At 75.0% G+C, this 26,213-nt stretch carries 30 protein-coding genes; 11 read left to right on the forward strand and 19 right to left on the reverse strand.

What is annotated here, in order from left to right; translation table 11 throughout:
- Positions 1–160: 160 nt before the first annotated feature.
- The 4 genes from Q1K26_RS26335 to Q1K26_RS26350 are packed head-to-tail and all read left to right on the forward strand — an operon-like array spanning position 161 to position 3,487.
- Positions 161–1,069 (forward strand): ABC transporter ATP-binding protein, encoded by a 909-nt coding sequence (locus Q1K26_RS26335; protein WP_300018753.1) that lies wholly within the window; start codon positions 161–163, stop codon positions 1,067–1,069.
- Entirely contained in the window at positions 1,066–1,812 is a 747-nt protein-coding gene (locus Q1K26_RS26340; protein WP_300018756.1) for an ABC transporter permease, read from the forward strand. Before Q1K26_RS26335 ends, Q1K26_RS26340 begins: the two co-directional genes overlap by 4 nt.
- Positions 1,809–2,882, forward strand: a complete 1,074-nt coding sequence (locus tag Q1K26_RS26345; protein WP_300018759.1) for a histidine kinase — start codon at positions 1,809–1,811, stop codon at positions 2,880–2,882. The genes Q1K26_RS26340 and Q1K26_RS26345 overlap by 4 nt, the downstream gene beginning before the upstream one ends.
- Positions 2,879–3,487, forward strand: a complete 609-nt coding sequence (locus Q1K26_RS26350) for a response regulator transcription factor (RefSeq protein ID WP_300018762.1) — start codon at positions 2,879–2,881, stop codon at positions 3,485–3,487. Before Q1K26_RS26345 ends, Q1K26_RS26350 begins: the two co-directional genes overlap by 4 nt.
- A 91-nt stretch (positions 3,488–3,578) precedes the next feature.
- Here Q1K26_RS26350 and Q1K26_RS26355 read toward each other — a convergent pair whose 3' ends face one another.
- From Q1K26_RS26355 to Q1K26_RS26365, 3 genes are all read right to left on the reverse strand, one after another.
- Positions 3,579–4,841, reverse strand: coding sequence for an LLM class flavin-dependent oxidoreductase (locus Q1K26_RS26355; protein ID WP_300018907.1), 1,263 nt, complete (start codon positions 4,839–4,841; stop codon positions 3,579–3,581).
- A gap of 11 nt (positions 4,842–4,852) precedes the next feature.
- Positions 4,853–5,938, reverse strand: coding sequence for an LLM class flavin-dependent oxidoreductase (locus Q1K26_RS26360; RefSeq protein WP_300018765.1), 1,086 nt, complete (start codon positions 5,936–5,938; stop codon positions 4,853–4,855).
- 164 nt (positions 5,939–6,102) lie between these two features.
- The gene (locus Q1K26_RS26365; RefSeq protein WP_300018768.1) at positions 6,103–6,603 is read right to left on the reverse strand and encodes a nuclear transport factor 2 family protein; all 501 of its coding nucleotides are present in this window, start codon (positions 6,601–6,603) and stop codon (positions 6,103–6,105) included.
- A 34-nt stretch (positions 6,604–6,637) separates the two neighbouring features.
- Here Q1K26_RS26365 and Q1K26_RS26370 point away from each other — a divergent pair, with 34 nt between their 5' ends.
- Positions 6,638–7,369 (forward strand): DUF4191 domain-containing protein, encoded by a 732-nt coding sequence (locus Q1K26_RS26370; RefSeq protein WP_300018771.1) that lies wholly within the window; start codon positions 6,638–6,640, stop codon positions 7,367–7,369.
- A gap of 103 nt (positions 7,370–7,472) precedes the next feature.
- Here the strand turns inward: Q1K26_RS26370 and Q1K26_RS26375 are convergent, their stop codons facing one another.
- Positions 7,473–7,982, reverse strand: coding sequence for a GyrI-like domain-containing protein (locus Q1K26_RS26375; protein ID WP_300018774.1), 510 nt, complete (start codon positions 7,980–7,982; stop codon positions 7,473–7,475).
- 55 nt (positions 7,983–8,037) lie between these two features.
- Complete coding sequence (locus tag Q1K26_RS26380) at positions 8,038–8,496, reverse strand: RDD family protein (RefSeq protein ID WP_300018777.1); 459 nt, start codon at positions 8,494–8,496, stop codon at positions 8,038–8,040.
- 139 nt (positions 8,497–8,635) lie between these two features.
- On the opposite strand from Q1K26_RS26380, the gene glnA reads away from it, so the two are divergent.
- Positions 8,636–10,057 (forward strand): type I glutamate--ammonia ligase, encoded by a 1,422-nt coding sequence (gene glnA / locus Q1K26_RS26385; RefSeq protein ID WP_300018780.1) that lies wholly within the window; start codon positions 8,636–8,638, stop codon positions 10,055–10,057.
- A 249-nt stretch (positions 10,058–10,306) separates the two neighbouring features.
- Here the strand turns inward: glnA and Q1K26_RS26390 are convergent, their stop codons facing one another.
- Positions 10,307–10,924, reverse strand: coding sequence for an NAD(P)H-dependent oxidoreductase (locus Q1K26_RS26390; protein ID WP_300018783.1), 618 nt, complete (start codon positions 10,922–10,924; stop codon positions 10,307–10,309).
- Between Q1K26_RS26390 and Q1K26_RS26395 the strand changes: the two genes are divergently transcribed.
- Complete coding sequence (locus Q1K26_RS26395; RefSeq protein ID WP_300018786.1) at positions 10,923–11,867, forward strand: Rieske (2Fe-2S) protein; 945 nt, start codon at positions 10,923–10,925, stop codon at positions 11,865–11,867. The genes Q1K26_RS26390 and Q1K26_RS26395 overlap by 2 nt on opposite strands.
- 55 nt (positions 11,868–11,922) lie before the next feature.
- Here Q1K26_RS26395 and Q1K26_RS26400 read toward each other — a convergent pair whose 3' ends face one another.
- The 3 genes from Q1K26_RS26400 to map all read right to left on the reverse strand — a co-directional run bounded on the left by Q1K26_RS26400 (position 11,923) and on the right by map (position 13,803).
- Positions 11,923–12,201: a DUF6343 family protein gene (locus tag Q1K26_RS26400; protein WP_300018789.1), complete on the reverse strand. Its 279-nt coding sequence runs from the start codon at positions 12,199–12,201 to the stop codon at positions 11,923–11,925.
- Positions 12,202–12,319: 118 nt separating this feature from the next.
- On the reverse strand, positions 12,320–12,970 hold the full coding sequence (locus Q1K26_RS26405; RefSeq protein ID WP_300018792.1) for an endonuclease: 651 nt from the start codon (positions 12,968–12,970) through the stop codon (positions 12,320–12,322).
- Positions 12,971–13,041: 71 nt separating this feature from the next.
- On the reverse strand, positions 13,042–13,803 hold the full coding sequence (gene map / locus Q1K26_RS26410) for a type I methionyl aminopeptidase (RefSeq protein WP_300018795.1): 762 nt from the start codon (positions 13,801–13,803) through the stop codon (positions 13,042–13,044).
- 61 nt (positions 13,804–13,864) lie between these two features.
- Here map and Q1K26_RS26415 point away from each other — a divergent pair, with 61 nt between their 5' ends.
- Together Q1K26_RS26415 and Q1K26_RS26420 are read left to right on the forward strand one after the other, a co-directional pair.
- The gene (locus tag Q1K26_RS26415) at positions 13,865–14,194 is read left to right on the forward strand and encodes a helix-turn-helix transcriptional regulator (RefSeq protein WP_300018798.1); all 330 of its coding nucleotides are present in this window, start codon (positions 13,865–13,867) and stop codon (positions 14,192–14,194) included.
- 241 nt (positions 14,195–14,435) lie between these two features.
- The gene (locus Q1K26_RS26420) at positions 14,436–16,493 is read left to right on the forward strand and encodes an HNH endonuclease signature motif containing protein (protein ID WP_300018801.1); all 2,058 of its coding nucleotides are present in this window, start codon (positions 14,436–14,438) and stop codon (positions 16,491–16,493) included.
- Positions 16,494–16,658: 165 nt separating this feature from the next.
- On the opposite strand, the gene Q1K26_RS26425 is transcribed toward Q1K26_RS26420, so the two are convergent.
- Genes Q1K26_RS26425 through Q1K26_RS26450 form a run of 6 tightly spaced genes read right to left on the reverse strand, consistent with a single transcriptional unit; the run spans position 16,659 to position 21,189 of the window.
- Positions 16,659–17,045 carry a hypothetical protein gene (locus tag Q1K26_RS26425; protein ID WP_300018804.1) on the reverse strand — a complete coding sequence of 129 codons (387 nt, stop codon included), beginning with the start codon at positions 17,043–17,045 and terminating at the stop codon, positions 16,659–16,661.
- Between the two features lie 27 nt (positions 17,046–17,072).
- Positions 17,073–17,201: a hypothetical protein gene (locus Q1K26_RS26430; protein WP_300018807.1), complete on the reverse strand. Its 129-nt coding sequence runs from the start codon at positions 17,199–17,201 to the stop codon at positions 17,073–17,075.
- Positions 17,194–18,282, reverse strand: a complete 1,089-nt coding sequence (locus Q1K26_RS26435; RefSeq protein WP_300018810.1) for an ABC transporter ATP-binding protein — start codon at positions 18,280–18,282, stop codon at positions 17,194–17,196. Before Q1K26_RS26435 ends, Q1K26_RS26430 begins: the two co-directional genes overlap by 8 nt.
- Positions 18,279–19,085: an ABC transporter permease subunit gene (locus tag Q1K26_RS26440; protein ID WP_300018813.1), complete on the reverse strand. Its 807-nt coding sequence runs from the start codon at positions 19,083–19,085 to the stop codon at positions 18,279–18,281. The genes Q1K26_RS26435 and Q1K26_RS26440 overlap by 4 nt, the downstream gene beginning before the upstream one ends.
- Positions 19,082–19,969, reverse strand: coding sequence for an ABC transporter permease subunit (locus Q1K26_RS26445; RefSeq protein ID WP_300018816.1), 888 nt, complete (start codon positions 19,967–19,969; stop codon positions 19,082–19,084). The genes Q1K26_RS26440 and Q1K26_RS26445 overlap by 4 nt, the downstream gene beginning before the upstream one ends.
- On the reverse strand, positions 19,966–21,189 hold the full coding sequence (locus tag Q1K26_RS26450; protein WP_300018819.1) for an ABC transporter substrate-binding protein: 1,224 nt from the start codon (positions 21,187–21,189) through the stop codon (positions 19,966–19,968). The genes Q1K26_RS26445 and Q1K26_RS26450 overlap by 4 nt, the downstream gene beginning before the upstream one ends.
- A gap of 127 nt (positions 21,190–21,316) precedes the next feature.
- On the opposite strand from Q1K26_RS26450, the gene Q1K26_RS26455 reads away from it, so the two are divergent.
- A complete protein-coding gene (locus Q1K26_RS26455) occupies positions 21,317–22,030 on the forward strand; it encodes a TVP38/TMEM64 family protein (protein WP_300018822.1) in 714 nt (237 codons plus the stop codon).
- Positions 22,030–22,647, forward strand: coding sequence for a CDP-alcohol phosphatidyltransferase family protein (locus tag Q1K26_RS26460; protein ID WP_300018825.1), 618 nt, complete (start codon positions 22,030–22,032; stop codon positions 22,645–22,647). The genes Q1K26_RS26455 and Q1K26_RS26460 overlap by 1 nt, the downstream gene beginning before the upstream one ends.
- Positions 22,648–22,659: 12 nt before the next feature.
- On the opposite strand, the gene Q1K26_RS26465 is transcribed toward Q1K26_RS26460, so the two are convergent.
- From Q1K26_RS26465 to Q1K26_RS26480, 4 genes are read right to left on the reverse strand one after another with little or no spacing between them, the layout of a single operon-like run.
- Positions 22,660–23,094 (reverse strand): SRPBCC family protein, encoded by a 435-nt coding sequence (locus Q1K26_RS26465; protein WP_300018828.1) that lies wholly within the window; start codon positions 23,092–23,094, stop codon positions 22,660–22,662.
- Positions 23,091–23,252 (reverse strand): hypothetical protein, encoded by a 162-nt coding sequence (locus Q1K26_RS26470; RefSeq protein WP_300018831.1) that lies wholly within the window; start codon positions 23,250–23,252, stop codon positions 23,091–23,093. Before Q1K26_RS26470 ends, Q1K26_RS26465 begins: the two co-directional genes overlap by 4 nt.
- A 10-nt stretch (positions 23,253–23,262) precedes the next feature.
- Complete coding sequence (locus tag Q1K26_RS26475; RefSeq protein WP_300018834.1) at positions 23,263–24,786, reverse strand: FAD-dependent oxidoreductase; 1,524 nt, start codon at positions 24,784–24,786, stop codon at positions 23,263–23,265.
- Entirely contained in the window at positions 24,783–26,177 is a 1,395-nt protein-coding gene (locus Q1K26_RS26480) for a hypothetical protein (protein WP_300018837.1), read from the reverse strand. Before Q1K26_RS26480 ends, Q1K26_RS26475 begins: the two co-directional genes overlap by 4 nt.
- Positions 26,178–26,213 lie beyond the last annotated feature (36 nt).

A 26,213-nucleotide genomic window follows, 5' to 3' on the forward strand; every position in this document is an offset into this window, starting at 1 on the left:
GGCCGGCACCCGAGTTGCAGCATGGCCACCTTCACGCAACGAGACTGCATGAAGGTGGCCTTGCTGCAACGTCGGCGTGCCGGTCCGCATGACGTCTGTCATCCCGCAGCGCTGACCGGGCGCACTGCCGGGCCGGGGCACGGCGCGGCAGGCTGTGGCCATGACCGACGTGCTGGCGATCCGCGGCGCCCACCACCGCTACGGGGCGCAGACCGCGCTGGACGGGGTGGACCTCACGGTGGCGGCGGGCGAGTGCGTCGCGCTGCTGGGCCCCAACGGCGCGGGCAAGACGACGCTGGTGGGGCTGGCCACGGGGCTGCTCGCGCGGCAGGCGGGCGAGGTGGCCGTGTGCGGCACCGATCCGCGCCGGGCGGCGACCCGGCGGCGGCTGGGCGTCGTCCAGCAGGAGATGGGCTTCCCGCGCACCGAGACGGTCGGGGAGCTGGTGCGGGGTGCGGCGGTCCGGGCCGGGCGGCCCGCGGCGGCCGCGGGTCCCGTGCTGGCCGAGGTCGGGATCTCCGAGCTGCGGCCCCGCCGGGCGGGGAAGCTGTCGGGCGGGCAGCAGCAGCGGGTGGCGCTCGCGATGGCGCTGGTCGGCGACCCCGCGCTGCTGCTGCTCGACGAGCCCACCGTCGGGCTGGACGTCGCCGCCCGCCGCGCGTTCTGGCGCAACCTCGCCCAACGCCGCGACGCGGGCGTCGGCATCGTGCTGACCACGCACATCGTGGAGGAGGCCGCGGCCGTGGCCGATCGGGTCGTGGTCCTGCACCGCGGTCGCGTCGTCGCTTCCGACACCCCGGCCGGGCTCACCGCGCTGCTCACCGACCGCACCATCACCGCCCGCACGGCGCTCGACGACGCCACGCTGCGCGCCCTGCCCGGTGTCGCCTCCGTACGCCGGGACGGCGACCGCGTCCGCCTGGGCACCACCGAGCCCGAGCAGGTCCTGCGCGCCTGGCTCCCCACCGACCACACCGTCGCGGACCTGCGGGTCGAGGGGGCCGGGCTGGAACAGGCCCTGGTCGCGCTGACCGGCGAGCCCACCGTGCACGAGGAGGTTCCGGCGTGAGCACCACCGCGGTGCTGCGCGTCGAGGTCGGCGAGGGCCTGCGCGCGATCCTGCGCGAACCGGCGGCGCTGTTCTTCTCCGTACTGATGCCCGTCGGCTTCTACGCGCTGTTCACCTCCATCTTCGGCCGCGGGCAGGACCCCGGCGCGGGCCTGCCGTTCGCGGCGACCTCACTGGCCACCTACGGCACGTTCGGCGTCGTGTCGGTGATGCTGCTCAACCCCGGCATCGGGGTGGCCGACGACCGCAACCGCGGCTGGCTGCGCGTCAAGATGGTCTCCGCGACGCCGCTGCCGGTCACGCTGGCGGCCCGCGTGCTGGCGGCGCTGCCCTACGCGCTGGGGGTGGTGCTCGCGATCAGCGCCGTGTCGCTGCTGCTCGCCGGACCGGTGCTCGACCTCGACACCTGGCTGCGGCTCGTGGCCGTGCTGCTGGTCGGCGCGCTGCCGTTCGCGCTGTTCGGGGTGGCCGTCGGGTTCGTGGCGACCTCGGGCGCGACGGCGGCGATCCTCAACGCGGTGCTCTTCCCGATGGTGCTCGCGTCGGGGCTGTGGGTGCCGCTGGAGCTGATGCCCGGGTTCATCCGAACGATCGCACCGTTCCTGCCGACGTTCCACCTGGCCCGGCTCGCGGAGGCCCAGCTGACCGGTGCGCCGGCGATCGGGCACCTGGTGGCGGTGCTCGCCACCACCGCCGTCGGCGCCGCCGCGGCCGGGTTCGCCTACCGTAAACTGCGGGTATGAGCCGGGAGCGGCGGTGGCGGGGGGCGTCGCTGTGGTACCTGCTGTTCCTCGGCTACCTGTTCCTGCAACCGGCCTTCGACCCCGATGCCGGGGCGCTGCACTGGGCGGTGGCCGCGGGGTCGGCGGTGCTGTTCCTCGCGTTCACCGTGCGCAACGGGCTGCGGCCGCCGCTGCCCGGCCACTGGAGCCCCGCGCTGATCGCCGCGCTCGGGGTGCTCGTCGTCACCGTCAACTCCGGCGGCACGGTGTTCTTCGTCTACGCCGCGGCGGCGGCCGGGACGCTGCTCACCCGGCGGGCGGCCACGGCCTGGCTGGGCGGCCTCACCGCGCTGGTGGGATTCGCCGCGCTGGTCTCCACCGCGCCGCCGCCGTACCTGCTGCTGAGCATCGCGCCGCCCCTGGTCACGCTCTGGATCGTCGGGCTGGCCTGCATGGACGAGGCCGACCAGCAGCGCGAGGCGGCCGGCCTGCGCGTCGAGAACGCCCGCGTCGAGCACCTGGCCACGCTCACCGAGCGGGAGCGGATCTCCCGCGACCTGCACGACGTGCTCGGCCAGACCCTCACCGGCATCGTCGTGCGCGCCCAGCTCGCCCAGCGCCTCGGCGGCGACGAGGGGGTGGCCGAGATGGCGGTGGTGGAGACGATGGCCCGCGACGCGCTCGCCGAGGTCCGGACCACCGTCTCGGGCTGGCGCCGGCTCTCCGTCGACGACGAGCTGGCCGTCGCCCGTGACGCGCTCGCCGCCGGCGGGGTGGAGCTGGTGATCACCCGTGACGACGGGCTGGTGCTCACGCCGTCCGCGGAGACCGCGCTCGCGCTGGCGCTGCGCGAGGCCGTCACCAACGTCGTGCGCCACGCCCACGCCCGCCGCTGCACGGTGGCGCTGCGCTTCACCGATGGGCAGGTGGAGCTGGAGGTCGCCGACGACGGTGTGGGGGGCGGCGGCCGGGAGGGCAACGGCCTCACCGGCATGCGGGAGCGGATCGCCGCGCTCGGCGGCTCGGTGCAGCGACTGGCCCGGGACGGCACCGCGGTCGTCGTCGCGCTGCCGGCAGCGGTGGCGACGTGAGCGGGGACGCGATCCGGCTGGTCCTCGCCGAGGACCAGGCCATGGTCCTCGGCGCGTTCGCCCGGCTGCTCGCCCTGGAGCCCGACCTCGACGTGGTCGCCACCGCCGCCGACGGCGCGCAGGCGCTGGCCGCGGTGCGCGAGCACGACCCGGACGTGCTGGTCACCGACGTCGAGATGCCCGGCGCCACCGGCCTCGACGTGGCCGCCGAGCTCCGCGGAGGGCGCACCAGGTTCGTCATCGTCACGACGTTCGCGCGCTCGGGCTACCTGCGCCGGGCGATGGACAGCGGCGTCTCCGGCTACGTGCTCAAGGACGCGCCGATCGACCGGCTCGTCGACACGATCCGGCGCGTGCACGCGGGCGAGCGGGTGGTCGACCCGGCCCTGGCCGTGGCGGCGTGGGATGCCGCGGACCCGATGACCGACCGCGAGCGCGACGTCCTGCGCCTGGCTGCCGACGGCCTGCCCAACACCGAGATCGCCGCCACCCTGTTCCTCGCGGAGGGCACGGTGCGCAACTACCTGAGCACGGCGATCACGAAGCTCGGCGTGCGCAACCGCATCGAGGCCGCGCGGGTGGCCCGCGACCGCGGCTGGCTGTAGCCGCCGCCCAGCGGCCCCACCCCGCAACGATCGGCACGTGCGTGCACCCCGGGTGGACGGGCGTGCCGTTCGTTGCGCGAGGTCGACCCGCTCACCGGGGAGCGGTCAGGCCCAGGTGGTCGCGCAGCGTCGGGCCGGTGTACTCCGTGCGGTAGGCGCCCCGGTCCTGCAGCTCCGGCACCACCTTCGCCACGAACTCGTCGAGGCCGCCGGGCACCAGGTGCGGCACCAGGATGAAGCCGTCGGAGGCGCCGGCCTGCACGTAGTCGTCCATCTGCTGCGCCACCTGCTTCGGCGTGCCGACGAACGACTGCCGCGCCGTGGTCTCGATGATCAGCTCCCGGATCGAGAGCCCGCCCTTGGCCCGCGCCAGCTCGCGCCAGCGCCGCGCCACGGCGAGCGGGTCCCTCTCGTGCCGCACCCGCCCGCGGGTGATCTCCGCGCCCGGGTCGGGGTCGATGTCGGGCAGCGGGCCGTCCGGGTCGTAGGCCGACAGGTCGCGGCCCCACACCTGCTCCAGGAACGCGATCGCCGTCTGCGGGCCGACCTGCGCGGTGCGGATCCGGTGGCCGTTCTCCGCGGCCTCGGCGGGGGTGTCGCCGAGGGCGAACGTGGTGGCCGGCAGGATCGCGATCTCGCTCTCCGCGCGGCCGTAGGCCGCCATCCGGCCCTTCAGATCGCGGTAGAACTCCTGCCCGGACTCGAGCGTGCCGTGCCGGGAGAAGATCGCGTCGGCGGTCTTGGCGCCGAACTCGCGCCCGGCGTCGGAGTCCCCGGACTGGATCAGCACCGGGTGCCCCTGCGGCGACGGCGGCAGCCCGAAGCGGCCGACGACGTCGAACTGGTCGCTGTGGTGGTCCACGGGGCGCCCGTCGGAGAGCCAGAGCTCGCGGGTGGCGTCGAGGATCTGCTGGGCCCGGTCGTAGCGCTGCTCGGGCCCCAGGAACCCGCCGCGGCGGAAGTTCTCGCCGGTGAACGCGTCCGACGACGTCACCAGGTTCCACGCCGCGCGCCCGCCGGAGAGGTGGTCGAGACTCGCGAACTGCCGGGCGAGCTCCCACGGCTCGTTGAACGTGGTGTTGATCGTGCCGCCGAGCCCGAGGTGCGTGGTGACGGCGGCGATCGCGTTCAGCACGGTGAGCGTGTCCGGGCGCCCGACGACGTCCAGGTCGTGGATCTTCCCCTGGTGCTCGCGCAGGCGCAGGCCCTCGGCGAGGAACAGGAAGTCGAACAGCCCGCGCTCGGCGGTCCGGGCGAAGTGCACGAACGAGGCGAAGTCGGTCTGGCTGCCCGACTCCGGGTCGCTCCACACGGTGGTGTTGTTGACGCCCGGGAAGTGCGCCGCGAGGTGCATCTGCCTGCTGGTCACCGGTCGACCCCCGCGAAGACGTTGGCCGGGCGGGCGAGCCCGAACCGGTCGCGCAGCGTCGCCGCCGGATCGGGCGGCGTCCGCAGCCCGGCGGCGAGCAGTCGCGGCGCCACCTCGTCGGCGAGCACGCGCAGCCCCGACGGCAGGGCCAGGGGTACGGCCGTGACACCGTCGACGGCACCTTGGGCGAGCACGTCGACCAGTGCGTCGGGCGCGCCCACGATCCGCAGCGTCTGCGGCGGGTGCTCGCCCAGCTCGTCCAGCTCGCGGCGGGCCGCGCTCTCGTCGACGGAGAGGAGGAACTCGACGTCCAGCAGCACGGCCACGGCGTCGGGATCGCGCCCCGCCGCCGACACCGCGTCCCGGACGCGCTCGCGGGCGGCGTGGGCGGCGTTCAGGTCGGGGGCCGCGACGCGCACGACGTCGGCCCGGCGGGCGGCGACGGCGAGCGAGTCCGGCTCCTCCCGGACCACGACCAGCGGGTGCGCCTGCGGGCTGCGCGGGGTGATCGAGGGGCCCTTGACGGAGAAGAACTCGCCGCGGAAGTCGATGTAGTGCAGCCGGTCCCGGTCGACGTAGCGGCCGGTGGCGGCGTCCCGGATGACCGCGTCGTCCTCCCAGGAGTCCCACAGCCGGACCACGACCTCCACCGCCTCGGCGGCTTCGCGCCACAGGTCGGCGGGCGGGGCGGCGGGCTTGCGCCCGAACTGCGCGGCCTCGGCCCCGGTGCGGGACACGGCGGGCTCCCAGCCCGCGCGTCCGGCCGAGACGATGTCGAGCGTGGCGATCGCCTTGGAGATGTGGAACGGCTCGGTGTGCGTGGTGGTCACGGTGGGCACGAACCCGACAGCGGGTACGGCGGGCGCCACCCGCGCCGCCACCGCCACCGCGTCGAGCAGGTGATCGGGTCCGAAGGAGTCGGGCAGGGCGACGAAGTCGGCACCGGCCTGCGCGGCGAGCTGGGCCATCGCGATGTGGTGCGCCGGGGTGAGCAGGGCCTCCCGGGGGACGCCCGCGTGCCGCCACGCCTGCGGGTGCCGGCCGAAGCCGGACACCTCCACCGCCAGATGTGCCGTCCGCATCGTGCCTCCTCGCATCCGGGTGTCCTCCCGTCCGGCAACGGGTGCCCGCCGAGGTGCATTCCCCGGCCGAGCCCGGCAGCCCGCACACAGGCCGGCGGGTCCGCACACAGGCCACACCATGTGTGCGGACCCCGGAACCTGTGTGCGAGCCGTAGGGCACTGTGTCAGCGGCCGTGCAGCGCGCTGCCCTCCGTCCCGGGCAGCGAGTAGCCGCGGTCGGCGTAGGGGAAACCGTCGAGCTCCGTGGTCTCCGGACGCTGCTGGTAGTAGGAGCGGATCTCGCGGATGCGGCCGTCGGTGGCGAAGGTGAACCACTCCGCCCCGCGGGTGGCCACCCGCTCGGGGGCGCCGTCCGGGCGCCAGAACATCGTCCACTCGATCACCGCCTCCCCCGCACCGACCAGGGCGTGGTCCACGACCCAGCGGGCCGCGATCATCCCGGCGACCTTGCGCCAGTACCGCGCGAGGTGGTCCGCGCCGTGGACCGGCGCCGACCCGACGTTCGGCGCGAGGAACCAGTGCACCACCGCCGGATCGAGCGTGGTGAGCATCAGGTCGACATCGCCCGCCGAGCAGCCGTCGTAGTAGCGGATGATCGTGTCCAGCGCGGTTCCCGCGCGTGCGGGCTCGTTCGTCGCCGCCGGTCCGCCCGCAAGCTCGCTCATGGCCGCAGTCTGCCGGACCCGTATCCTGGACCGCATGGCCGCTGGGAAGCCCGACAAGGCAGCGAAGAAGGCAGCACGGCAGCAGAAGCGTGCTGCGGCGAAGGCACGGCGCGGCCAGATCTGGCAGGCGTTCACGATGCAGCGCAAGGAGGACAAGGCGCTCATCCCGTGGATGCTCGGCGCCTTCCTCGGCGCCGTCGCGCTCGCCGTCGGCATCGGGGCGATCTTCGGCATCTGGCTGATCCTGCTCCCCATCGGCATCGCCGTCGGCGCGCTCGCGGCGATCAGCATCTTCGGCCGCCGGGTGCAGCGCAACGTCTACAGCAAGGCCGACGGGCAGCCCGGCGCCGCGGGCTGGGCGCTGGACAACCTCCGCGGCCAGTGGCGGGTCACCCAGGCCGTCGCCGGCACCACCCACCTCGACGCCGTGCACCGGGTGATCGGCCGCCCCGGCATCGTCTTCGTCGCCGAGGGCGCCCCGCACCGGGTCAAGGGCCTGCTGGCACAGGAGAAGAAGCGCACCGCACGCGTGGCGGGCACCACCCCGATCTACGACGTCGTCGTCGGCAACGAGGAGGGGCAGGTGCCGCTCAAGCGCCTGCAGCGCCACCTCATGAAGCTGCCGCGCAACATCTCCCCGGCCCAGATGGAATCGCTGGAGGCCCGCCTGTCCGCCCTCGGGTCCCGCGCGGCCGCGATGCCGAAGGGCCCCATGCCGGCCGGCGCGAAGCTGCGCAGCGTGCAGCGCACGGCCCGCCGCCGCTGACGGCCCGGCCCCGCAACCAACGGCACTTCCGTCCACTTTTGGTGGACGGGGGTGCCGTTCGTCGCGTCCGCGCCGGACAGGCGCGCGAACGCCCCGATCGGCATCAGCCCGTCCATACGGGGACACTCAGGACGGCGCGGTTGTCCCCGGGCGCCGTGGTGCCCGGGTCGGTCAGGTAGACCTCGGTGTGCGGTCCGGCCGGGCGCAGTCCACGCCCGGCGACGTGGGCGTACAGCGCGGCCAGCGACGGCTTCTCGTCGGCGTAGGGGCCCCGGTGCACGAGCTGGGCCACCCGCTGCTCCGGGTGCGCGCGCAGCTCGACCGGGGCGCCGAACCGGGCGGCCGCGGTGCTCACGGCGTCGGCGGTGCGGCCGGGCGGGGCCGGCACGGCGAGGGTCCAGTGCCAGCCGCCGGGGGCGTCGAGGTCGAACCGCAGGGCGTCCCCGTCCTGGGCGTAGGTGCCCTCCAGCGGCACGTCGTCGGTGGCCCCGAGGGCGGCGCGGACCGCGAACAGGGCCCGCACGGCGGCGGTGAACGCCGGATCCTCGGGGGCGCCGCGGCCGTCGACGACGAGCAGGGCGCGGGCGGGCACGGTGGCGAGTGAGATGTCCATGGCCAGCAGGTTCCGATCTCCCGCACGGGGAGGGTCAAGCCGGTGTGCGCTCCGCTCACGCCCGGGTGCGGACGACGACGGTGGAGGTGGCGCGGTCGTGCCAGCCGCGGCCGTCGGGGTCGCGGACCAGCGGCGGCACGACGACCGCGATCAGCGCCGTGCGCAGCACCGCGCGCGGCACCCCCACGACCGCCGCCCCGCCCAGCGACGCGACGCGGATGCCCACGGCCGTCATCCCGGCGCTCGCGCCGAACACCGCGACCGGCGCGGCCGTCAGCAGGAACCAGATGCCGAGCACGGTGAACGGCGCCGACGCGACCTCCGGGCCGGTGAACAGGGTGGCGATGAGGTAGCCCAGCAACCAGTCGACGGTCAGCGCGGCGAGCCTGCGCCCGAACCCGGCCACGGAGCTGACACCATCGGCGGGCAACCCCAGCCGCTCCCCGGGGTAGGCACCCGCCGCAGGGTGTGACGAGCTCGATCCGGGAAGCCAGGTGTCGATCCAGCGGGCCATGTGACCAGCCTATGCGGCACGGGACCCGCCACATCCCGGGTGACCCCGTTAACCTCTGCGAAACGAGCGAGTGACCGACGGGCAACACCGCCGTCCTAGCGTCGCCCGCAACTACGGTCGTTCGAAGGAGACATCGAGGGTGTTCAGCAACTCCGAAGAGGTCCTGAAGTTCATCAGTGACGAGAAGGTCGCGTACGTCGACATCCGCTTCTGCGACCTTCCCGGCGTGATGCAGCACCTCACCGTCCCCGCCACCACAGCCGCCGACATCCTGGAGGACGGCGCCGCGTTCGACGGCTCCTCGGTCCGCGGCTTCCAGGCGATCAACGAGTCCGACATGGCCCTGTTCCCGGACCCGGCCACCGCGCGCATCGACCCGTTCCGCAAGCACAAGACGCTCAACATCAACTTCTTCGTCCACGACCCGGTCACCGGCGAGCCCTACAGCCGCGACCCCCGCAACGTCGCCCGCAAGGCCGAGCAGTACCTGGCGGCGTCCGGCGTGGCCGACACCGCGTTCATGGCTCCCGAGGCCGAGTTCTACGTGTTCGACTCGATCCGCTTCGGCTCCGACCCGCACCAGACCTACCACCACATCGACTCGGCCGAGGGCTGGTGGAACACCGGCCGCGAGGAGGCCGGCGGCAACCTCGGCTACAAGGTCAACTACAAGGGTGGGTACTTCCCCGTGCCGCCGGTGGACCACTACGCCGACCTGCGCGGCGACATCGTCGCCCACATGATCAACAGCGGCTTCGAGGTGGAGCGCGAGCACCACGAGGTCGGCACCGCGGGCCAGGCGGAGATCAACTACAAGTTCAACACGCTGCTGCACGCGGCCGACGACATCATGCTGTTCAAGTACCTGGTGAAGAACACCGCATGGCACGCCGGCAAGACCGCCACCTTCATGCCCAAGCCGCTGTTCGGCGACAACGGTTCGGGCATGCACGTGCACCAGTCGCTGTGGAAGGACGGCTCGCCGCTGTTCCACGACGAGGCCGGCTACGGCGGGCTCTCCGACACCGCGCGCTACTACATCGGCGGCCTGCTGCACCACGCCCCGAGCCTGCTGGCGTTCACCAACCCCACGGTGAACTCCTACCACCGCCTGGTGCCCGGCTTCGAGGCCCCGGTCAACCTGGTCTACTCGGCGCGCAACCGCTCGGCCTGCATCCGCATCCCGCTCTCGGGCAACAACCCGAAGGCCAAGCGCATCGAGTTCCGCTGCCCCGACTCGTCGGGCAACCCCTACCTCGCGTTCTCGGCGATGCTGATGGCCGGCCTGGACGGGATCAAGAACAAGATCGAGCCGGCGGCGCCGATCGACAAGGACCTCTACGAGCTCCCGCCCGAGGAGGCCAAGGACATCGCGCAGGTGCCCTCGAGCCTGCCCGCGGTCATGGACCGGCTGGAGGCCGACCACGAGTACCTGCTCGAGGGCGGCGTGTTCACCCCGGACCTGATCGAGACCTGGATCGCCTACAAGCGGGAGAACGAGATCGACCCACTGCGGCTGCGCCCGCACCCGTACGAGTTCGCGCTGTACTACGACGTCTGATCCCAGCGGGTTCGTGACCTGCTGAGCAGCCCCGGAAACGGTGGTTGACCTGCGCAGATGCCTTCCGGCGTCGGCCGGCGTCAACCACCGTTCCTCGTTCCACCCTGGTCGAGGTCAACGGCGGGGACCTGCCGGCGGGAGCGGGTCTGGCGCCGAGGATCTCGAAAGGGACCCGTATCGGGCACCAGCTCGGCGGCCGGGTGACCGCGACGCCGTACCCGTTGTCCGGCGGCGGCGATCCGGCGGATCTCAGGCCGGCGGGTACGGCGAGCCGCGCAGCAGGGAGGCCAGGTGCACGGCGTTCGTCGTCATCGTCGCGATCGTGCTGCGGACCGCCTCGGGCGTCTGGTCGAGATCCTTGAAGTCGGTGCCGGTCATCGCCTCGCCGTTCCAGTACACGGCGCCCTGCGCGGGCACGGTGAAGCCCGCGTCGCCGAGGCCCTGGAACAGGTCCGCGGTGATCTTGTGAGCGCCGTCCTCGTTGCCGACGACGGTGGTCAGCGCGACCTTGCCGAACACCAGCGGGCGTCCCTCGCCGTCCATCTCGGACAGCTCGGCGTCGAGCCGCTCCAGCACGCGGTTGGCGACGCTGCTCATCTGCCCCACCCACGTCGGAGTGGCGACGACGAGGATGTCGGCGGCCAGCATCTGCTCGCGGACGGCGGGCCACTCGTCACCCTCCCCCATGTCCTTGTCCACGCCGGGCCGGATGTCGAGGTCGACGAGCCGGACGCTCGGCCCGGTGACACCCCGCTCGTTCAGCGCGGCCAGCACCTGGTCGACCATGAGCTGGGTGCTCGACTCGGCCGGCGACGGGGTGAGGGTGCAGGTGAGGGCGAGCGCGGTCAGCGGTGTCGAGGCCGTCATGACCCGTGCTGTACCCGCCGTCGGCGTGTCCATTCGGGTGTTTGATCCCGCCCGCGCGGGCAACTCCGGATCCATGGGTCTCTCGGAAGCACTGACAGTCGTCGAGCGGGCACGGGCGCTGGACCGGCCGGCGGCGGCGGCCCGGACGGCAGTGCAGCGGGTACTGCGCAACCAGGCGGTCAAGGACGCCCTGCACGGGGTGTGGCTGGGCCATCCGCTGCATCCCTCGCTGGCCCAGTTCACGCTCGGGTCGCTCGTGTCGGCGTCGCTGCTCGATGCGGTGGGCGGGCGGCAGCGCGAGTCCAGCACCCTGATCGCGGCCGGGCTCGCCACCACCGTGCCCACGGTCGCCGCGGGCTGGGCCGACTACGCCGACAGCCACGAGGAGCAGCAGCGGGTCGGCATCGTGCACGCGGCGCTGAACACCACCGCGGTCGCCTGCTACTCCGCGGCGCTCGTGACGCGCACGCGGGGCGGCACCGGCCGAACCGCGTCGCTGACCGGCGGCGTGCTCGCGGGGCTCGGCGCCTACCTGGGCGGGCACCTGTCCTTCCGCCGCGGGCTCGGGCCCAACCAGGCCGAGTCGGTGCCGCACACCGCGTCCGAGGAGTGGCAGCCGCTCGGCCCGCTCGCCGACATCCCCGACGGGGAGCCGGTGGCGCGCGACGCCGCCGGCACCGCGGTGCTCGTGGTGCGCCGGGGCGAGCACGTCGACGTGTGGTCCGACCGCTGCCCGCACCTGTCCGCCCCGCTGCACGAGGGCGAGCTGGACTGCACCACCGGCGCGATCACCTGCCCCTGGCACGGCAGCGCCTTCCGCGTGGACGACGGCTCGGTGCTGCACGGACCGGCCACGGCCCCGATGCCCGGTTTCGACTCCCGCGTCGTCGACGGGGTGCTGCAGGCGCGCGTGCGCACCTTCCCCGGCGTACCGGCCGGCTGAGCCGGGCACACCGTCCGGGAGCCGGATCGCACCACGGGCGGACGACCGCGCGGGTTCAGCCCGGCTCCCCCCGGTACTTGCGGTACAGGATCCACAGCAGGTCGACCAGCGCGACGACGCCGACCACGGCCAGCGCGACGGCGAACCAGACCAGGTCGGCCCGTACGGCCAGCACCGCGCCGACCACGCAGAACACCAGCCCGAACGCGGCGAGAACGGCCCGCAGGGTCAGCGCGCTCAACCCTGGCGTCGAGCCGCCGACGCCCGCCGTCGGATCGTGGTAGCCGGGGAGGCCACGCTCGTAGTCGGCGCGGGTCCGGCGTCGAGCAGCCATCGTCGTCTCCTCTCGGTGCTGCGGATGCTGACGGCAATCGACTACCCGATCCCCGTACCGCCAACCCGGTCCGGCGGGAGGCCCCACGCACCCGCGATGCGGTCCGGGTCCTGGCCGATCAGGCCTCCGGCCCATCGAGCTCCGCCGCGAGCTCGTCGTCGAGGGCGATCCGGACCAGGCCGGCGGCGAGCCGCGCGAGGTCGCCCGCCGGCACCAGCCCGGCGAGCCCGTCGCCGTCGTCGGGCAGGCCGATGCGGCGTGCTCCGTCGAGCACCTTGCCGTCGAGGGACGGTCGCAGCTGTGGCCACACCGCCTGCGCCTCGCGGCAGAAGATGTCGGCACCGACCGGTCCGATGCGCGGGATCTCGCCGAGCAGCCCCCGGATGCGTCCCGGATCGCCCCCGGCGTGGTCGCGCAGCATGCGCAGGTCACCCCGGTAGCGGTCCAGGACGAGGGTCGCCCCGTCGCCGAGCGCCGTCGCGGTGCTCTCGTCGTAGCGGCGGTAGTGAGCCCGACCGAGCGCGTCGACCCGCTGCTGCCAGGTCGCGTCGCGCATCCGGCGCGCGGTACCCATGCCGGCGCGGGTCAGCTCGGCCGCCGCGTCCACCGCGAGGCCGCTGGAGATCCGGGTCGACAGCAGGACCGCGAGCACCAGCAGCCGGTAGAGCGGGGCGGGCTTGTCGGCGAGCCGGATCCCCGCCTCGTCGGCGAAGGTCCGGCCCGCACGTCGGAGCACGGCGTCGGCGGTCTGCGACCGGTGGCTTCCCATGGTCGGCCTGTACCCGGACCGGGCGCGGCCATGCAGCGGACGAAGGGCTCTCCCGTCCGTCCCGGCCGCGGCTAGGTGAGGATCTCCGCGCCGTCGGCGGTGATGGCGATCGTGTGCTCGCTGTGCGCGGTCCGGCAACCCGTCGCGCTGCGGAGTGTCCAGCCGTCCACGTCGGTGACGAGTTCGGTCGTGTCCGCCATGACCCACGGCTCCAGGGCCAGCAGCAGCCCCGGACGCAGCGTGTATCCGCGACCGGGCCGTCCGGTGTTCGCGATGTGCGGGTCCTGGTGCATCGTGGCGCCGACGCCGTGCCCGCCGAACTCGGTGCTGATCGGGTACCCGGCCTCACCGAGGACCGTGCCGATGGCATGGGAGATGTCGCCGACACGCGCTCCCGGGCCTGCCGCGGCGATACCCGCGTGCAGCGCACGTTCGGTCGCGCTGATCATCGCGACGCTCTCCGGGGGCTGCGCGTCGCCCACGACGAAGCTGATGGCGGAGTCCGCGACGACCCCGCCCGTGGACACCGCGAGATCGAGGGACAGCAGGTCACCGTCGACGAGCGCGTAGTCGTGGGGACGGCCGTGGAGCACCGCGTCGTTGACCGACGTGCAGATGTGGTGGCCGAACGGCCCACGCCCGAACGGCGGCTCGTAGTCGACATAGCAGGACACCGCCCCGTTCTCGACGATCATGGACCGCGCCCACCGGTCGATGTCCAGGAGATTCGTGCCCACCGAAATGCGGCTCTTCAGCGTCCGCAGGACGTGGGCGACCAGAGCGCCGGTCCGCCTGGCCCGGGGCAGGTCGGTCGGTGCCAAGATTTCGATCATGTGCGCCTCCGCGTGCCGATAACTATCCCGGCAATACTATCCCGGTACTAGAATCGGGAGCATGGTCAGGTTGCCGCTCACGGCCGCGGAGGTCGAGCGAGGACAGCGCCTCGGTGCCCTGCTGCGTCGAGCCAGGGGGGAACGTCCGATGCTCGGGGTCGCCCTCGACGCACGCGTCTCGCCGGAGACCCTGCGGAAGATCGAGTCCGGCCGCGTGGCGACCCCCGCCTTCCCGACAGTCGCGGCGATCGCCGGTGTCCTCGGGATATCCCTGGACGCCGTGTGGGCCGAGATCAGCGGGCCCGAACGCGGTGTCGAACCGGCCGGCTCCGGTCACGGACTCCCCGTCGGCACATCAGGGGCCGGGTCCGGGCGTCCGACAGAGCACTGACCACACGGACGGAGCGAGGACGGTCGCCGACCCGGCGAGTGGTCGGCGGGTCCGCAGACCTGGACACGACGTTCGCGAGGGGGCGCTCCCGCGGCGTGCGTGGGGGACGCCGGTGCGCCGCGTCGAGGACCCGCAGGCCGACCTTCGAGCAATGGTGCCACTCGTCGCCGGTCAGCGACATCTCGTCGACCACTCCCGCTGAGCTGCGGAAATCGTCGGTGGTCGAACGTATGATCGAGCCATGCAGGCAGTGGCACAGCTCCCCGACGACCTGGCGGCGATGCCGCCCGGTCCGGAGCTGGCCGCCGTGCTCGGCGCCGTCGACCTGTCGGTCGTGCCCAACGACCGGATGCTCGAGGTCCTCACCGCCCAGCACCGCCAACTGTGCCACGACCAGGCCCGGATGGCGGCCACGCTCGCCGAGCTCGGCCGCTGCACCGGCGGCACACAGCCCGGCCAGGTCGCCCGGCTCGCCGCACTCGACCGCTACGCCCCCGACGAGACCCGCGCCGCCCTGCGCTGGACCCGCACCGCCGCCGAGTTCGAGCACGACCTCGCCGACACCGTCGTGCACACCATGCCCGCACTGTTCACCGCCTGGCTCGACGGCGCACTCGACCGCCCCCGCGTCCTGGTCTTCCACCGCTACCTCACCGACCTCGCCGCCGAGCAGATCACCGCGATCTGCCGCACCGCCGTGCCCCGGGCACCGAGGCTCACCACCGGACAACTCGCGGTGCTGTTGCGCCGCATGGTCCTCGCCGTCGATCCCGCCGCGGCCGAGCGCTGGTACCGCAAGGGCGTGCGCGAACGCAACGTCGTCGCCGTGATGGACCCCGACGGCACCGTCACCCTCAGCGGCAACGGCCTGCCGGCCGACGAGGCCGAGGCCGCCTGCGGGCGCCTGCAGGACCTCGCCGACGCCGCCAAACGCGCCGGCCATCCCGGACTGATCGGCCAGATCCGCTGCGACCTGTACCTCGGCATGCTCGACGGCCGCTTCCACGGCATGGACACCGACCGGCTCATCACCACCCTGATCACCCAGTACCGCCCCGACGGGCCCGGCACCGCCACGGCGGCACGAACCGCCGCCACGTCCACGGCCACCGGCGCCCCGTCCACCGACCCGTCCCTCGCGGATGCCACCGTCGTGCCGGCCGCCCCGAGCGGACCCGCGGCACCGGCCACGGGGCGCACCCCCACCGGACCGGCGACAATCGGACCCGCGGCTGCCGGACCCGCGGCTGCCGGACCCGCGGCTGCCGGACCCGCGGCCGCCGGACCCGCGGCCGCCGGACCCGCGGCCGCCGGACCCGCGGCCGCCGGACCCGCGGCTGCCGGATCGCCGACGGGCGGATCACCGGCTGCCGGACCACCGACGACCGCATCGCCGACGGCCGGATCAGCGACGGCCGGATCCCCGGCTGCCCATCCCGGCGACAACCCCACGGCCGGGCCCACCGCTGCACCGACCGGCATCGAGATCCGGGTGGCGCTGTCCACCCTGCTGGGCCACGACGAACACCCCGGCGAGATCCCCGGCCTCGGCTTGCTCACCGCCCCCGCCACCCGCGCCCGCGTCGCGCAACAGCGCCGGGCACAGTGGCGCTTCGCGGTCACCGACACCACAGGCCGGCTGCTGTCCGAGGGCCTCACCCGCCGCCGCCCCGGGTCCGTCGGCGACCACCCGGTCCGCCGCGACGGACCGGCCGGGGGCATCGTGGAGATCCACGTCCCGGCCACACTGCTCCACCAGCTGCAGAGCGACGGGGTCGGCGAGTGGGCCGGGGTCGTCGCCGACATCGCCGCCCGGCACGCCCGCCGCGACGACCACCTCGCCGATCTCGACGCCCACCCCGCCCGCCGCTTCCCCACCGCCGCGCTGCGCCGCCACACCGAGATCCGCGACCGCACCTGCACCTTCCCCGGCTGCCGCCGCCGCGCCCACACCAGCCACACCGACCACACCCGCGACCACGCCCGCGGCGGCGCCACCATCGCCGCCAACACCGGCCCCGCCTGCGGACACGACCACGACGTCAAACACCGCGGCGGCTGGCAACTCCACCAGCCCGAACCCGGCCGGTTCGTCTGGCGCAGCCCGCTGGGCGGGCAGTACCGCACCGGCGGCGGGTTCCTGCTCCCCGAACTACCCGAAGCCCACCCCGTCGACCTCGGACCCCACTTCGACCAGCCCACCCGCCGCGCCGAGGGCCCGATCCTGCAGCCCCTCCGCCGGGTCGAACCACCCCGCCCACCACCACGGGCGGACCTTCCCGACGAGCCACCCTTCTGACGGGAGTGGCAACGTGCGCGACTCGACGACTCCCGTGTCCCCGGCGGGGTGCCGGACGGAGCCACCACGCCCGCTCGGTTGCGCGGATCGGCTAGCGCTGCGAAGCCGGGTGGCGCACCGTGCCGTGCGGATGCCGGACCGGCGGGCCCGACCCCGGCGGTCGGATCAGGGCGCCGCGGGACCGCGCCGATCCCGGGCGATGGCGGCGATGCGCGCGGGCCGGGCCCGGTCGTCGGGGGTGGCGGGGCGCCACAGCCGCTCGACGCGCCCGTCCACGACCAGGGCGTCCCCGCCCATCTGCCGGGTGTCCTCGACCGGCTTGTGCAGCGTCGCGCCCCGGAGCTTGAGCAGGCCGTAGCGGGCGAGCGTGCCGGGTGAGTAGACCCGCCAGACCGGGGCCCGGCGCAGGCCCAGCCGGTGGTAGAGCACCCGCTCGGGATCGGAGAGGACCGGCCCGGCCAGGCCGAGGTACTCCCCCAGCGGCGCCAGCGCGTCGGCCGGGCTGAAGCCGACGACGAGCAGCGGTACGGCGCCGTCGAGCGCGTCCTGCACCTGGACCAGGTGCTCCTGGCAGGGCAGTCAAAAGCGGTGCCGGATCAGCGTCACGACGTGTACCCCGGGGAGCCCGCGCAGGGGCGCCGGGTCCCCCGAGGCGACGTCGGTCAGCACGACGTCGTCGAGCGGGATGTCGACGGTGAGCTCACGCACGGGCGTCCTCGTTCTCGGTGGTGGGGACGGCGGGCCGCGCGGGTCCGGGCAGGACGCGGCAGGCCGTCGGGGGGAGCTGGAGGTGGATCTCGTCGCCCGGCTCGACCGGGACGGCGGGGGCGACGGACGCGGTGAGCGTCGTCGCACCCGCCACCGCCACCACGGTGCGGTGGGTCCCGCGGAACCGGGTCTCGCGCACGGTGGCGGTGACGGTGTTCGGCGGACCGGTGGCCCCGAGCAGGCGCAGCGCCTCGGGGCGGACGACGAGCACCCCGGGACCGTCGGCGGCGGGCCCGGCCAGGCGCAGCTCGCCGAGCGGGCAGGCGAACGTCGCCCCGGTGACGGTGCCGGGTACCTCGTTGGTCGCGCCGAAGAATCGGGCGGCGGCCAGCGTGGGCGGGTCGGTGTAGAAGCGGTCCGGCGGGCCGGCGCCCTCGACGCGCCCGCCGAGCAGCAGCACCACGGCGTCGGCGAGGTCGACGGCCTCCTGCTGGTCGTGGGTCACGAACAGCATGGTGATCGACAGCTCCCGCTGCACCCGCCGGACCAGCTCTCGCATCCGGTGGCGCAGCTCCGCGTCGAGCGCCGAGAACGGCTCGTCGAGCAGCAGCACCCGCGGGTCGAGCACCAGCGCCCTGGCCAGCGCCACCCGCTGCTCCTGACCGCCGGAGAGCTCGCCGACCCGGCGCCCGGCCAGGTCGGGTAGGCCCACCAGGTCGAGCATCTCGGCGGTGCGCCGCCGACGCGCCGCCCGGGGCACCCCACGCATGCGCAGGCCGAAGGCGACGTTGTCGCCGACGGACAGGTGGCCGAACAGCAGCGGCTTCTGGAAGACCATGCCGACGGGGCGCCGCTCGGCGGGGACCCCGGTGAGCGGCACCCCGTCCACGGCGACCTCGCCCGCGCCCGCCGTGAGCAGACCGGCGACGACCTTGAGCACGGTCGTCTTCCCGCAGCCCGACGGGCCGAGCAACGCGGTCAGCGTCCCGGCCGGCACGGCCAGGTCGAGCCCGTCGACGACGGGGATCCCCGGCTCGTAGGCGACCGCCAGACCGGTGACCGTGAGCTCCCCGCCGGTCACAGCCGACCGAACCCGACGGCCGCGGCGCGGTGGCCGGTGAGGAACCGCGCGGTGAGCCCGACCAGCAGCACCGGCGGTGCGGCGATCACCAGCGACAGTGCGGCGGCGGCGGTGAGGTCGGCCGAGCCGATCGAGGCGAACAGCAGCAGCGGCAGCGTCCGTACGGTGCCGCCGCCGATGAGCAGGGTGAGCACGTACTCGCTCCAGGAGATGAGGAACGCGAACAGGGCCGCGACGGCCAACCCCGGTGCGACGGCGGGCAGCGTGAGACGGCGCAGCCGGGCCAGCGGGCCGGCGCCGAGCACCCGCCCGGCGTCCTCGATGCCGATGTCGAAGGACGCGAACGACGCCGCCATCACCAGGCTCGCGTACGGGACGGTGGGGATCAGCTGCACCAGCACCACCCCGGCGACGGTGTCGGCGAGGCCGTAGCGGATGAAGAAGACCTGGATGCCCAGCGCCACGGCGAGGGTCGGGACGAGCACCGGGGCCAGCAGCAGCAGCTGGACCGCGCGCCGCCCGCGGAAGGTGTGCAGGCCGAGCGCGCGGCCCGCGGCCGCCCCGGCGAGCGTGGCGAGTGCCGCCACGCTCAGCGCGATCAGCACCGACGTGCCGAGCGCGGCGAGCACCGCCTCGTCGCCGAGCAGGGCGAGCCCGCGGCCGGAGGGTTCGGGCAGCAGGGCCGGGTAGCGGAACTCCCCCGCCACGGCCCAGAGCAGCAGCGGGACGAGCGGCGCCAGCACGCCGACGGCGAGCAGCCCGGCACCCAGGCGACGGCCGAAGGGCACCGCTGTGGGGCTCACCGGCGCAGCCGTTCGCTCAGCGACAGGTACGCGACCGCGCACGCCCCGGCGAGCACCGCGACGAGGACGGCGATCGCCGCCGCGAGCGGCCGGGCGGCCAGGTCGGGATCGCGGAACTGCTGGTAGGCCACCACCGGCAGGGTCGCCGGGAACGGCCGGCCGAGCAGGAACGGCACCTCGTAGGAACCGAGGGTGAACGCCAGCACCAGCACCGAGGCGGCCGCGACCGCCGGGGCCAGCACCGGGACCAACACGTGCCGCAGCCGCTGGGCCGCGCTCGCGCCGAGCGCGCGGGCGGCGTCCTCCAGCTCGGCCACCCCGGACGACAGCGCGGCCAGCACCACGACGGCCACGAACGGCGTCTCCTTCCAGACGTAGGAGGCGATGATCCCCCAGCCGAACGCGTCCTGGGTCAGCGCCGGGAAGCCCGCCGGGTCGTCGACGAGCCCGAGCGTGGCGGCGATCCGCGAGAGCGCGCCGCTCTGCCCGAGCACCAGGATCGTCGCGAGGGCGGCGACGGCGTGCGGCAGCGGCAGCGTCACCTGCAGCAGCGCCGCGAACGCCGGGCGGGAACGGCCGAGCGAGCGGACGAGCAGCGCCGCGGCCGTGCCGAGCACCGCGGCGGCGACCGTGGAGAGCAGCGCGACCCGCAGCGTGATCCCGATCGAGGCGCGGACGGCCGGGTCGGACCACAGCTCGCCGTAGGCGTCGAGGGACAGGGGCGCGCCGGGCAGGAACGGCCGGTACCCGACGCTCTGCAGGACCGCCTGCACCAGCCCCCCGCCGAAGAGCCCGACGACCACCAGCAGCGCGGGCGCCAGCAGCAGCGCGAGGCGCAGCGGGCGCGGCAGCCGGGCGGGGCGACCGGCCGGGCGACCGGTCACCGCTGCAGCACCCGCGCGGTCCACCCGTCGTCCACCTCCCCGGCGAGCGCGGCGTCGAGTTCGGGGACCGACCGGGCGGTCAGCTCGCTCAGCGGCAGCACCGACGGGCCCAGGTCGACGGCCTCGAACGCCGTGCGCACGTCGGCGGGCACCCGGTCGAGGTCGACGACCGGGTAGATCCCGCCGTCGGCGTAGAACCGCAGCTGGGTCTGCGGGTCCTGCAGCAGGTTCGCCAGGACCAGCGCGGCGGCCCGGTCGGCGGAGTCGGCCGGGATCGCCAGGTAGCTGGTGTTGGCGATGTTGCCGACGTCGGGGACCGCGGTGCGGGTGGTGGCCGGGAAGACCCCGTCGGCGACCTTCGTCGACACCGTGCCCGGACCGTAGGTGAGGAAGGCGGAGATCTCGCCGGTGGCGTAGAGCTGCTCGACCGCGTCCTGGCTGGTCGGATAGGTCTCCCCGGCCCGCCACAGCGCCGGTTCCAGCGCCTGCAGGCGGGCCCACAGCGCGTCGGTCAGCCCCGGGTCGAGCGGCGCTGAGAGCGACGCACCGCCCGCGGTGTCGTAGAGGAACGTGCGCACCGCCATCGAGCCGGTGAAGTCCGGCGGGGCCGGGTAGGTCAGGCGCCCGGGGTTCGCGCGCGCCCACCCGGTCAGCGCGGTGAGCGAGGCGACGTCGGCGGGGCCGAGCGCGGCGCTGTCGTAGACCAGGGCCGAGTTGGCCCGCTGCCACGCCGCCTCGCACCCGTCGACCGGCACCCCGAAGTCGGTGGCCAGCGTCGGGTCGGTGAGATCGAGGAAACGCGCGTTGGGCAGCGCCTCGGGATACCCGCACGCCCACAGGTCGGCTTGGCGGCCGGTGGCGAAGTTCTCGCCGTTGATCCAGATGGCGTCGACGGTGCCGGACCCGGCCCGGCCCGCCTGGCGCTCGGCCAGCACCTTGTTCACCGCGTCGCCGGTGTCGGCGACCGACACCACGTTCAGCGTCACCCCGAACTCCGTCGCCAGCCGGGGCGCGACGTAGCCGTCCACGACACCGTTGACCGCCTCGTCGCCGGTGAACATGTACCAGTCCAGGGTCTGTCCCCGGGCCGCGTCGAGCACGGCGGGCCAGTCGGCGGGGTCGGGCGGGGCGGCGCCGGAGGGGGATCCGGCGGGCGGGGGTGCGGCGCAGGCCGCCAACACCGCGACGGCGACACCGAGCAGCGCGACGAGTCGGGGCACGTGGACATCCTCCGTGAGACGCGGGTCGGCCGCGCGACGGCGCGGGTCGGCACGGGAACCCGCGCTGCGCGCGGATGCTTCCGCCGTTCGGCGGAAGAGATCGGCCGCGACGCGGGTTCCCCCGGGCGTGGACGAGGACACGGCTGCCGGCCCGCGACCCGACCGGTGGTGGATCCGCCCGGCGATCCTGCTGGTCGTGCTGGGAATCGGGATCGCCGTCGCGGTGCGGGTCGGGGTCCCGCCGGTCGAGGACGTCCGCGCCTGGGTCGGCGCGGCGGGCTGGGCCGGTCCGGTCGCGTACGCGGCCCTCTACGGGGTGCTGACGCTCACGCCGGTCCCCGCCACGGTGCTCAGCATCGCCGCCGGGCTGCTGTTCGGCATGGCCGGCGGGCTCGGCGTCGTCATGACCGGCGCGCTGCTCGGCGCGGTCGGCGCGTTCGCCCTGGCCCGGGTCCTGGGCCGGCGCGCCGTCGAACGGGTCGACAGCGACCGGCTGCGCCGCCTCGACGCCCTGCTGCGCCGCCGCGGGGTGCTGGCCGTCATCGGGGTCCGGCTGGTCCCGGTGCTGCCGTTCGCGGCGCTGAACTACCTGAGCGGGCTCACCGCCGTGCGCACGCGCGACTACGTGGTCGGCACCGCGGTCGGCATCCTCCCCGGGGCCACCGCGTACGTCGCGATCGGGGCGTTCGGCTCCGAGCCGGGCTCGCTGCCGTTCCTGCTCGCCGTCGGCGGGCTCGCCGTCCTCGTGGTCGGCGGGCTGGTCGTCGCCCGACGTCGCCGTGCCGCGGGTCCGCCGGTCGACGAACCGGCCCGCGACCGCCCCGTCGATCCGGCGGTCTGATGTTCGACGCTCCCGCCCGCCGGCTGCTGGCGCGCCCGCTCGACCGCGCGGCCGCCGCCCTCGACGTCCCGGCGGTCACACCGGACCGGCTCACCGTGCTCGGCCTGCTGCTGGGCCTGGGCAGCGCCGCGGCGGCGGCGCTGGGCTGGTGGGCGGCGGCGGTGCTGCTGTGGTGGGCCTCCCGGCTCGCCGACGGGCTCGACGGGCCGCTCGCCCGCAGGCGCGGCCGGCCCGACGCGGGGGCGGGCGGCTTCCTCGACATCACCGCCGACTTCACCGTCTACGGCGCCACCGTCGTCGGCGTCGCGCTGGGCAGCAGCGCCGCGCTCGGCGACGGGCCGCTGTGGCCGTTCCTGCTGGTCCTGCTCGCCTACTACGTCAACGGCGCGGCGTTCCTGGCGTTCTCCTCGATCGCGGAGCGCACCGGGCGCACCATCGACGACGGCCGGTCACTGTCGTTCCTCGGCGGGCTCGCCGAGGGCGTCGAGACCGTGGTGGTGCACACGCTGTGGCTGGTGCTGCCGCTCTGGGCCCCGCAGATCGCGCTGGTCTGGGCGGTGGTGGTCGGGGTGAGCGCGGCGCACCGGATCGTCGCCGGGTACCGGGCCCTGCGCTGAGCCGTCGGGCGTTCAGGCCTCGAGGATCGACGTGAGCGCGGCGAGGTCCTTGCGGTTGGCCCGGCGCATCGCGGCCGCCATCAGCGGGGCGGTGAGCGCGCCGAACCCGGAGGGCGCTCCGCTGTTGCGCAGCGTCATCCGGGTCCCGCCCTCGGCCGCCTCCCAGGTGTAGGTGGTCCGCATCGGGAACGGCCCCTCCGCGGTGCCCATCACCAGCCGCTCGCCGGGCACCAGCTCGGCGATCTCGTAGGTGTAGGCGATCCGCCTGCCGAGGAACTGGGCGACGAACGCGACCCGCGTGCCCACCGCCAACGGCCGCGGGGTGCACCACTCGACGGAGGAGATGTTGACGTACCAGTCGGGCGCGTGGTCGGGGTCGGCGGCGTAGGCGGCGACCTCGGCCACCGGGCGCCGGATGAGGACCTCGGTGCGGACGTCGACGTTCACGACGCCGCCCTCGCCCGCAGCCCGCGGTGGGCCTCGATCCGTCCCGAGGCGCGGGCGGGCGGGTCGAGGCGCAGCCCGGCGACGATCGCCCGACGCACCCGGTTGGGCAGGGCGTGGAAGCTGCGGTCGAGGTCGAGCACACCATCGGTGTCGCGCACGCCCGGCAGCCTAGCGACGATCCCGGGTGCCTGACCGCGCCCCCGGGAGGCCGCGCCGGTCCGGCCCGCGGCGCCGCACCGCGGCCAGCCCTCGCGTGGCAGCTCGCACGACCGGTCGCGCGAGCTGCGCGCGCACCTCCGCGAGCGCCGCGTTCCACGGCCCGTCGCCCCAGGTCGGGTAGGGGTGCATCACGCCGGCCAGGTCGCGGGCGCGCAGCCCGCGGCGCACGGCCAGGGTCAGCTCGGCCAGGGTCTCCCCCGCCCGCGGACCGACGACCGTGGCCCCGACGACCCGGCCGCGGCGGTCGAGGACCAGCCGGGTGAAGCCGGCCGTGCGGCCCTCGGCGACAGCGCGGTCGACCTCGTCGTGCCCCCGGGTCCGGGTGGTCGTGCCCGCCGTCCCCGGCGGCACGCCGACCGATGCCACCTCCGGGGAGGTGAAGGTGACCCGCGGGATCGCCGTGACCTGCGCCGCCCGCCGCAGGCCCAGCACCGCGTTGGACGCCGCGGTGGACCCGTGCAGCCCGGCGACGTGGGTGAACTGCGGGTGCCCGGTGACGTCGCCTGCCGCCCAGATCCGCGGGTTCGTGGTGCGCAGGTGCGCGTCGACCGTGACGAACCCGCCGCCGGAGGCCACCCCGGCCGCGTCGAGGCCCAGGCCGCGCGTGTCGGGACGGCGGCCGGTGGCGACGAGCACCCGGTCGGTGGCGACCCGGCGCCCGTCGCCGAGCACGACGGTGATCCCGGACCGCGCCCCACCACCCTCGACACCACCAGCCTCGACACCACCAGCCTCGACCGCCTCGACCGCGGCCCCGGTGAGCACCGTCGCGCCGTCACCCTGCAGGGCCTCGGTGACCAGCCGTGCGGCGTCGGGATCCTCGCCGCCCAGCAGCCGGTCCGCCATCTCCACCACCGTGACGGCGCTACCCAGCCGGGCGAACGCCTGCCCCAGCTCGCACCCGACCGTGCCGCCGCCCAGGACGACCAGCCGCTCCGGCAGCGCGGTCAGGTCCCAGACCGTGTCACTGGTGAGCACCGCGCCGCCCGCCGCGGCGAGCCCCGGGATCGGAGGGACGGCGGGGTCGGATCCGGTGGCGATCAGGGCCTGCCGGAACCGCACGGCGACCCCGTCGACCTCGGCGCTCGCCTGCCCGGTGAACGTCGCCGTCCCTGCCGCGTAGGCCGCCCCGGCGGCGCGCATCGCGTTGGCCGAGTCGACGGGCTCGATCGCCGCGATCGCGGTCCGCACGTGCGCCATGACCGCCGCGAAGTCCACCCGGACCCGGTCGGCGTGCACCCCGAGCCGCGCGGCGGCCCGGGCGTCGGCAGCCGCCGATGCCGCCGCGAGCAGCGCCTTGCTGGGGACGCAACCCGTCCACAGGCAGTCCCCGCCGGGTCGCTCGCGCTCGACCATCAGCACCGACGCGCCGAACGAGGCGGCCGTGCGGGCCCCGACCAGCCCGGCGGAACCCGCGCCGACGACGAGCAGGTCCCAGGCCTCCCCGTCGGGCGGTCGCGGAACCGACGTCACCGGGACCGCCGGACGGTGGGCATCGGGAGCAGCACGGCCAGCTCGGCGTTCTCGGCCGGGTCCAGGACGCCGTGCTGCACGCAGGCCGGCACCAGCGCCCCGTCGTCGGGGTGCGCCATCGCGTAGTGGCAGGCGGCCAGCCGCTCCTGGGTCTCGCGCAGCCGGGCGTCCTCGCTCACCACGCCCCGCTGCGAGAGCTCCCAGGCGGGCGCGACGTCGGCGGCGTCCATGAACCGGTGCATCACGAACGTCACCGGGCGCACCCCGTGGCGCAGCAGCGCCCGGACCCCGACCCGGCGCACCGTGCGCGTCGCCCAGCCGAGCGCGAGCGGCACCAGGCCCGGGTCCGTGGCGGCGAGGCGTAGCAGCTTCACCGCCAGCAGCGGCCGCGGCGTCGACGCGAACCCGATCCCGGACAGCCGGTGCAGCACCGCGTCGCGGACCCGCAGGTCGCGGGCGTCGTCCCCGTCGAGCACCAGGTGCCAGCGCGACCCGACGAAGAACCCGTAGGCGGTGCGGTTGCAGCGCACGTCACCGTTCTCGAACACCCGGAAGTCGAGCCGTGCGCCCGCGCCGCGCTCGAGCTGCGCCCACACCGCGTCGGGGCCCACGTCGCCGCCGCGGAACCCCGCGCGCCAACGCCGTTCGTCGCCCACGTAGGCGGCGGGCTGGAACGACAGCAGCCCGAACCCCATCGCCCCCGCCTCCCGCACCACGTCGGCCACCTCGCCCACGTTCGCGGGGGTGACCGTCATGTTGTGGGCCAGGAACGTGCGCACGCCGTGCTCGCGGCGCAGCCGCGCGAACTGTGCGACCAGCCGCCGCCGGTAGGGGTGCAGCGAGGCCTCGTCGGGCGGACGCGGGATGCCGCGCCTGCCGAACATCAGCGAGTCGACGTGCACGGCGAACGACAGCCGGTCCAGCCGCCTGCGCCCGTCCGGGCCGAGGACGAGCCGGTCGAGGTAGCCGTCGTCGACGTCACCGTGGGACATGCTCATCGGCTCCCGGCCATGCCGCCGCATGATCGCCAGCGCCTCGGCGTGGTCGTCCGGGGGCAGCAGCGTGACCTCCCCGCCGATCAGCTGGGCGTGCGCCCGCGGGCCGCGCAGCCGCTCCAGCGTGGCCATCTGCGCCCCCACCTGCGCGCGCGTGTGCGCGCCGTCGACACGCACCCGGTTCGCGTCCCGGGAGTGATAGCACGGCGTGCACGCCAGGTCGCAGGCCGGGAACACGCCGTGCGTGCCCTCGCACCCCGTCCCGAACCGGCCCAGGACCTGGCCCGGGGTCCGCACCCCCTCGGGCAGCTCCGCCCAGCGCCGGGCCAGCGCCGCGGTGAAGGCGCGATCGGTGGGGCGGGTCCGCCGCTCCCATGCCCGCAACCGGTCGAGCATGTCGCGATCCCTTCCCACGCCGTCGTTCCACGATCG

Source organism: Pseudonocardia sp., assembly GCF_029263155.1.
Taxonomy (GTDB): Bacteria; Actinomycetota; Actinomycetes; order Mycobacteriales; family Pseudonocardiaceae; genus Pseudonocardia.

Bases quoted from the DNA above. Each gene is read 5' to 3' on its own strand.
- Q1K26_RS26335 (WP_300018753.1), top strand. From the start codon at position 161: ATGACCGACGTGCTGGCGATCCGCGGCGCCCACCACCGCTACGGGGCG.
- Q1K26_RS26345 (WP_300018759.1), top strand. From the start codon at position 1,809: ATGAGCCGGGAGCGGCGGTGGCGGGGGGCGTCGCTGTGGTACCTGCTG.
- Q1K26_RS26355 (WP_300018907.1), bottom strand. From the start codon at position 4,841: ATGCACCTCGCGGCGCACTTCCCGGGCGTCAACAACACCACCGTGTGG.
- Q1K26_RS26360 (WP_300018765.1), bottom strand. From the start codon at position 5,938: ATGCGGACGGCACATCTGGCGGTGGAGGTGTCCGGCTTCGGCCGGCAC.
- Q1K26_RS26365 (WP_300018768.1), bottom strand. From the start codon at position 6,603: ATGAGCGAGCTTGCGGGCGGACCGGCGGCGACGAACGAGCCCGCACGC.
- Q1K26_RS26370 (WP_300018771.1), top strand. From the start codon at position 6,638: ATGGCCGCTGGGAAGCCCGACAAGGCAGCGAAGAAGGCAGCACGGCAG.
- Q1K26_RS26375 (WP_300018774.1), bottom strand. From the start codon at position 7,982: ATGGACATCTCACTCGCCACCGTGCCCGCCCGCGCCCTGCTCGTCGTC.
- Q1K26_RS26380 (WP_300018777.1), bottom strand. From the start codon at position 8,496: ATGGCCCGCTGGATCGACACCTGGCTTCCCGGATCGAGCTCGTCACAC.
- Q1K26_RS26395 (WP_300018786.1), top strand. From the start codon at position 10,923: ATGACCCGTGCTGTACCCGCCGTCGGCGTGTCCATTCGGGTGTTTGAT.
- Q1K26_RS26390 (WP_300018783.1), bottom strand. From the start codon at position 10,924: ATGACGGCCTCGACACCGCTGACCGCGCTCGCCCTCACCTGCACCCTC.
- Q1K26_RS26400 (WP_300018789.1), bottom strand. From the start codon at position 12,201: ATGGCTGCTCGACGCCGGACCCGCGCCGACTACGAGCGTGGCCTCCCC.
- Q1K26_RS26405 (WP_300018792.1), bottom strand. From the start codon at position 12,970: ATGGGAAGCCACCGGTCGCAGACCGCCGACGCCGTGCTCCGACGTGCG.
- map (WP_300018795.1), bottom strand. From the start codon at position 13,803: ATGATCGAAATCTTGGCACCGACCGACCTGCCCCGGGCCAGGCGGACC.
- Q1K26_RS26415 (WP_300018798.1), top strand. From the start codon at position 13,865: ATGGTCAGGTTGCCGCTCACGGCCGCGGAGGTCGAGCGAGGACAGCGC.
- Q1K26_RS26420 (WP_300018801.1), top strand. From the start codon at position 14,436: ATGCAGGCAGTGGCACAGCTCCCCGACGACCTGGCGGCGATGCCGCCC.
- Q1K26_RS26460 (WP_300018825.1), top strand. From the start codon at position 22,030: ATGTTCGACGCTCCCGCCCGCCGGCTGCTGGCGCGCCCGCTCGACCGC.
- Q1K26_RS26480 (WP_300018837.1), bottom strand. From the start codon at position 26,177: ATGCTCGACCGGTTGCGGGCATGGGAGCGGCGGACCCGCCCCACCGAT.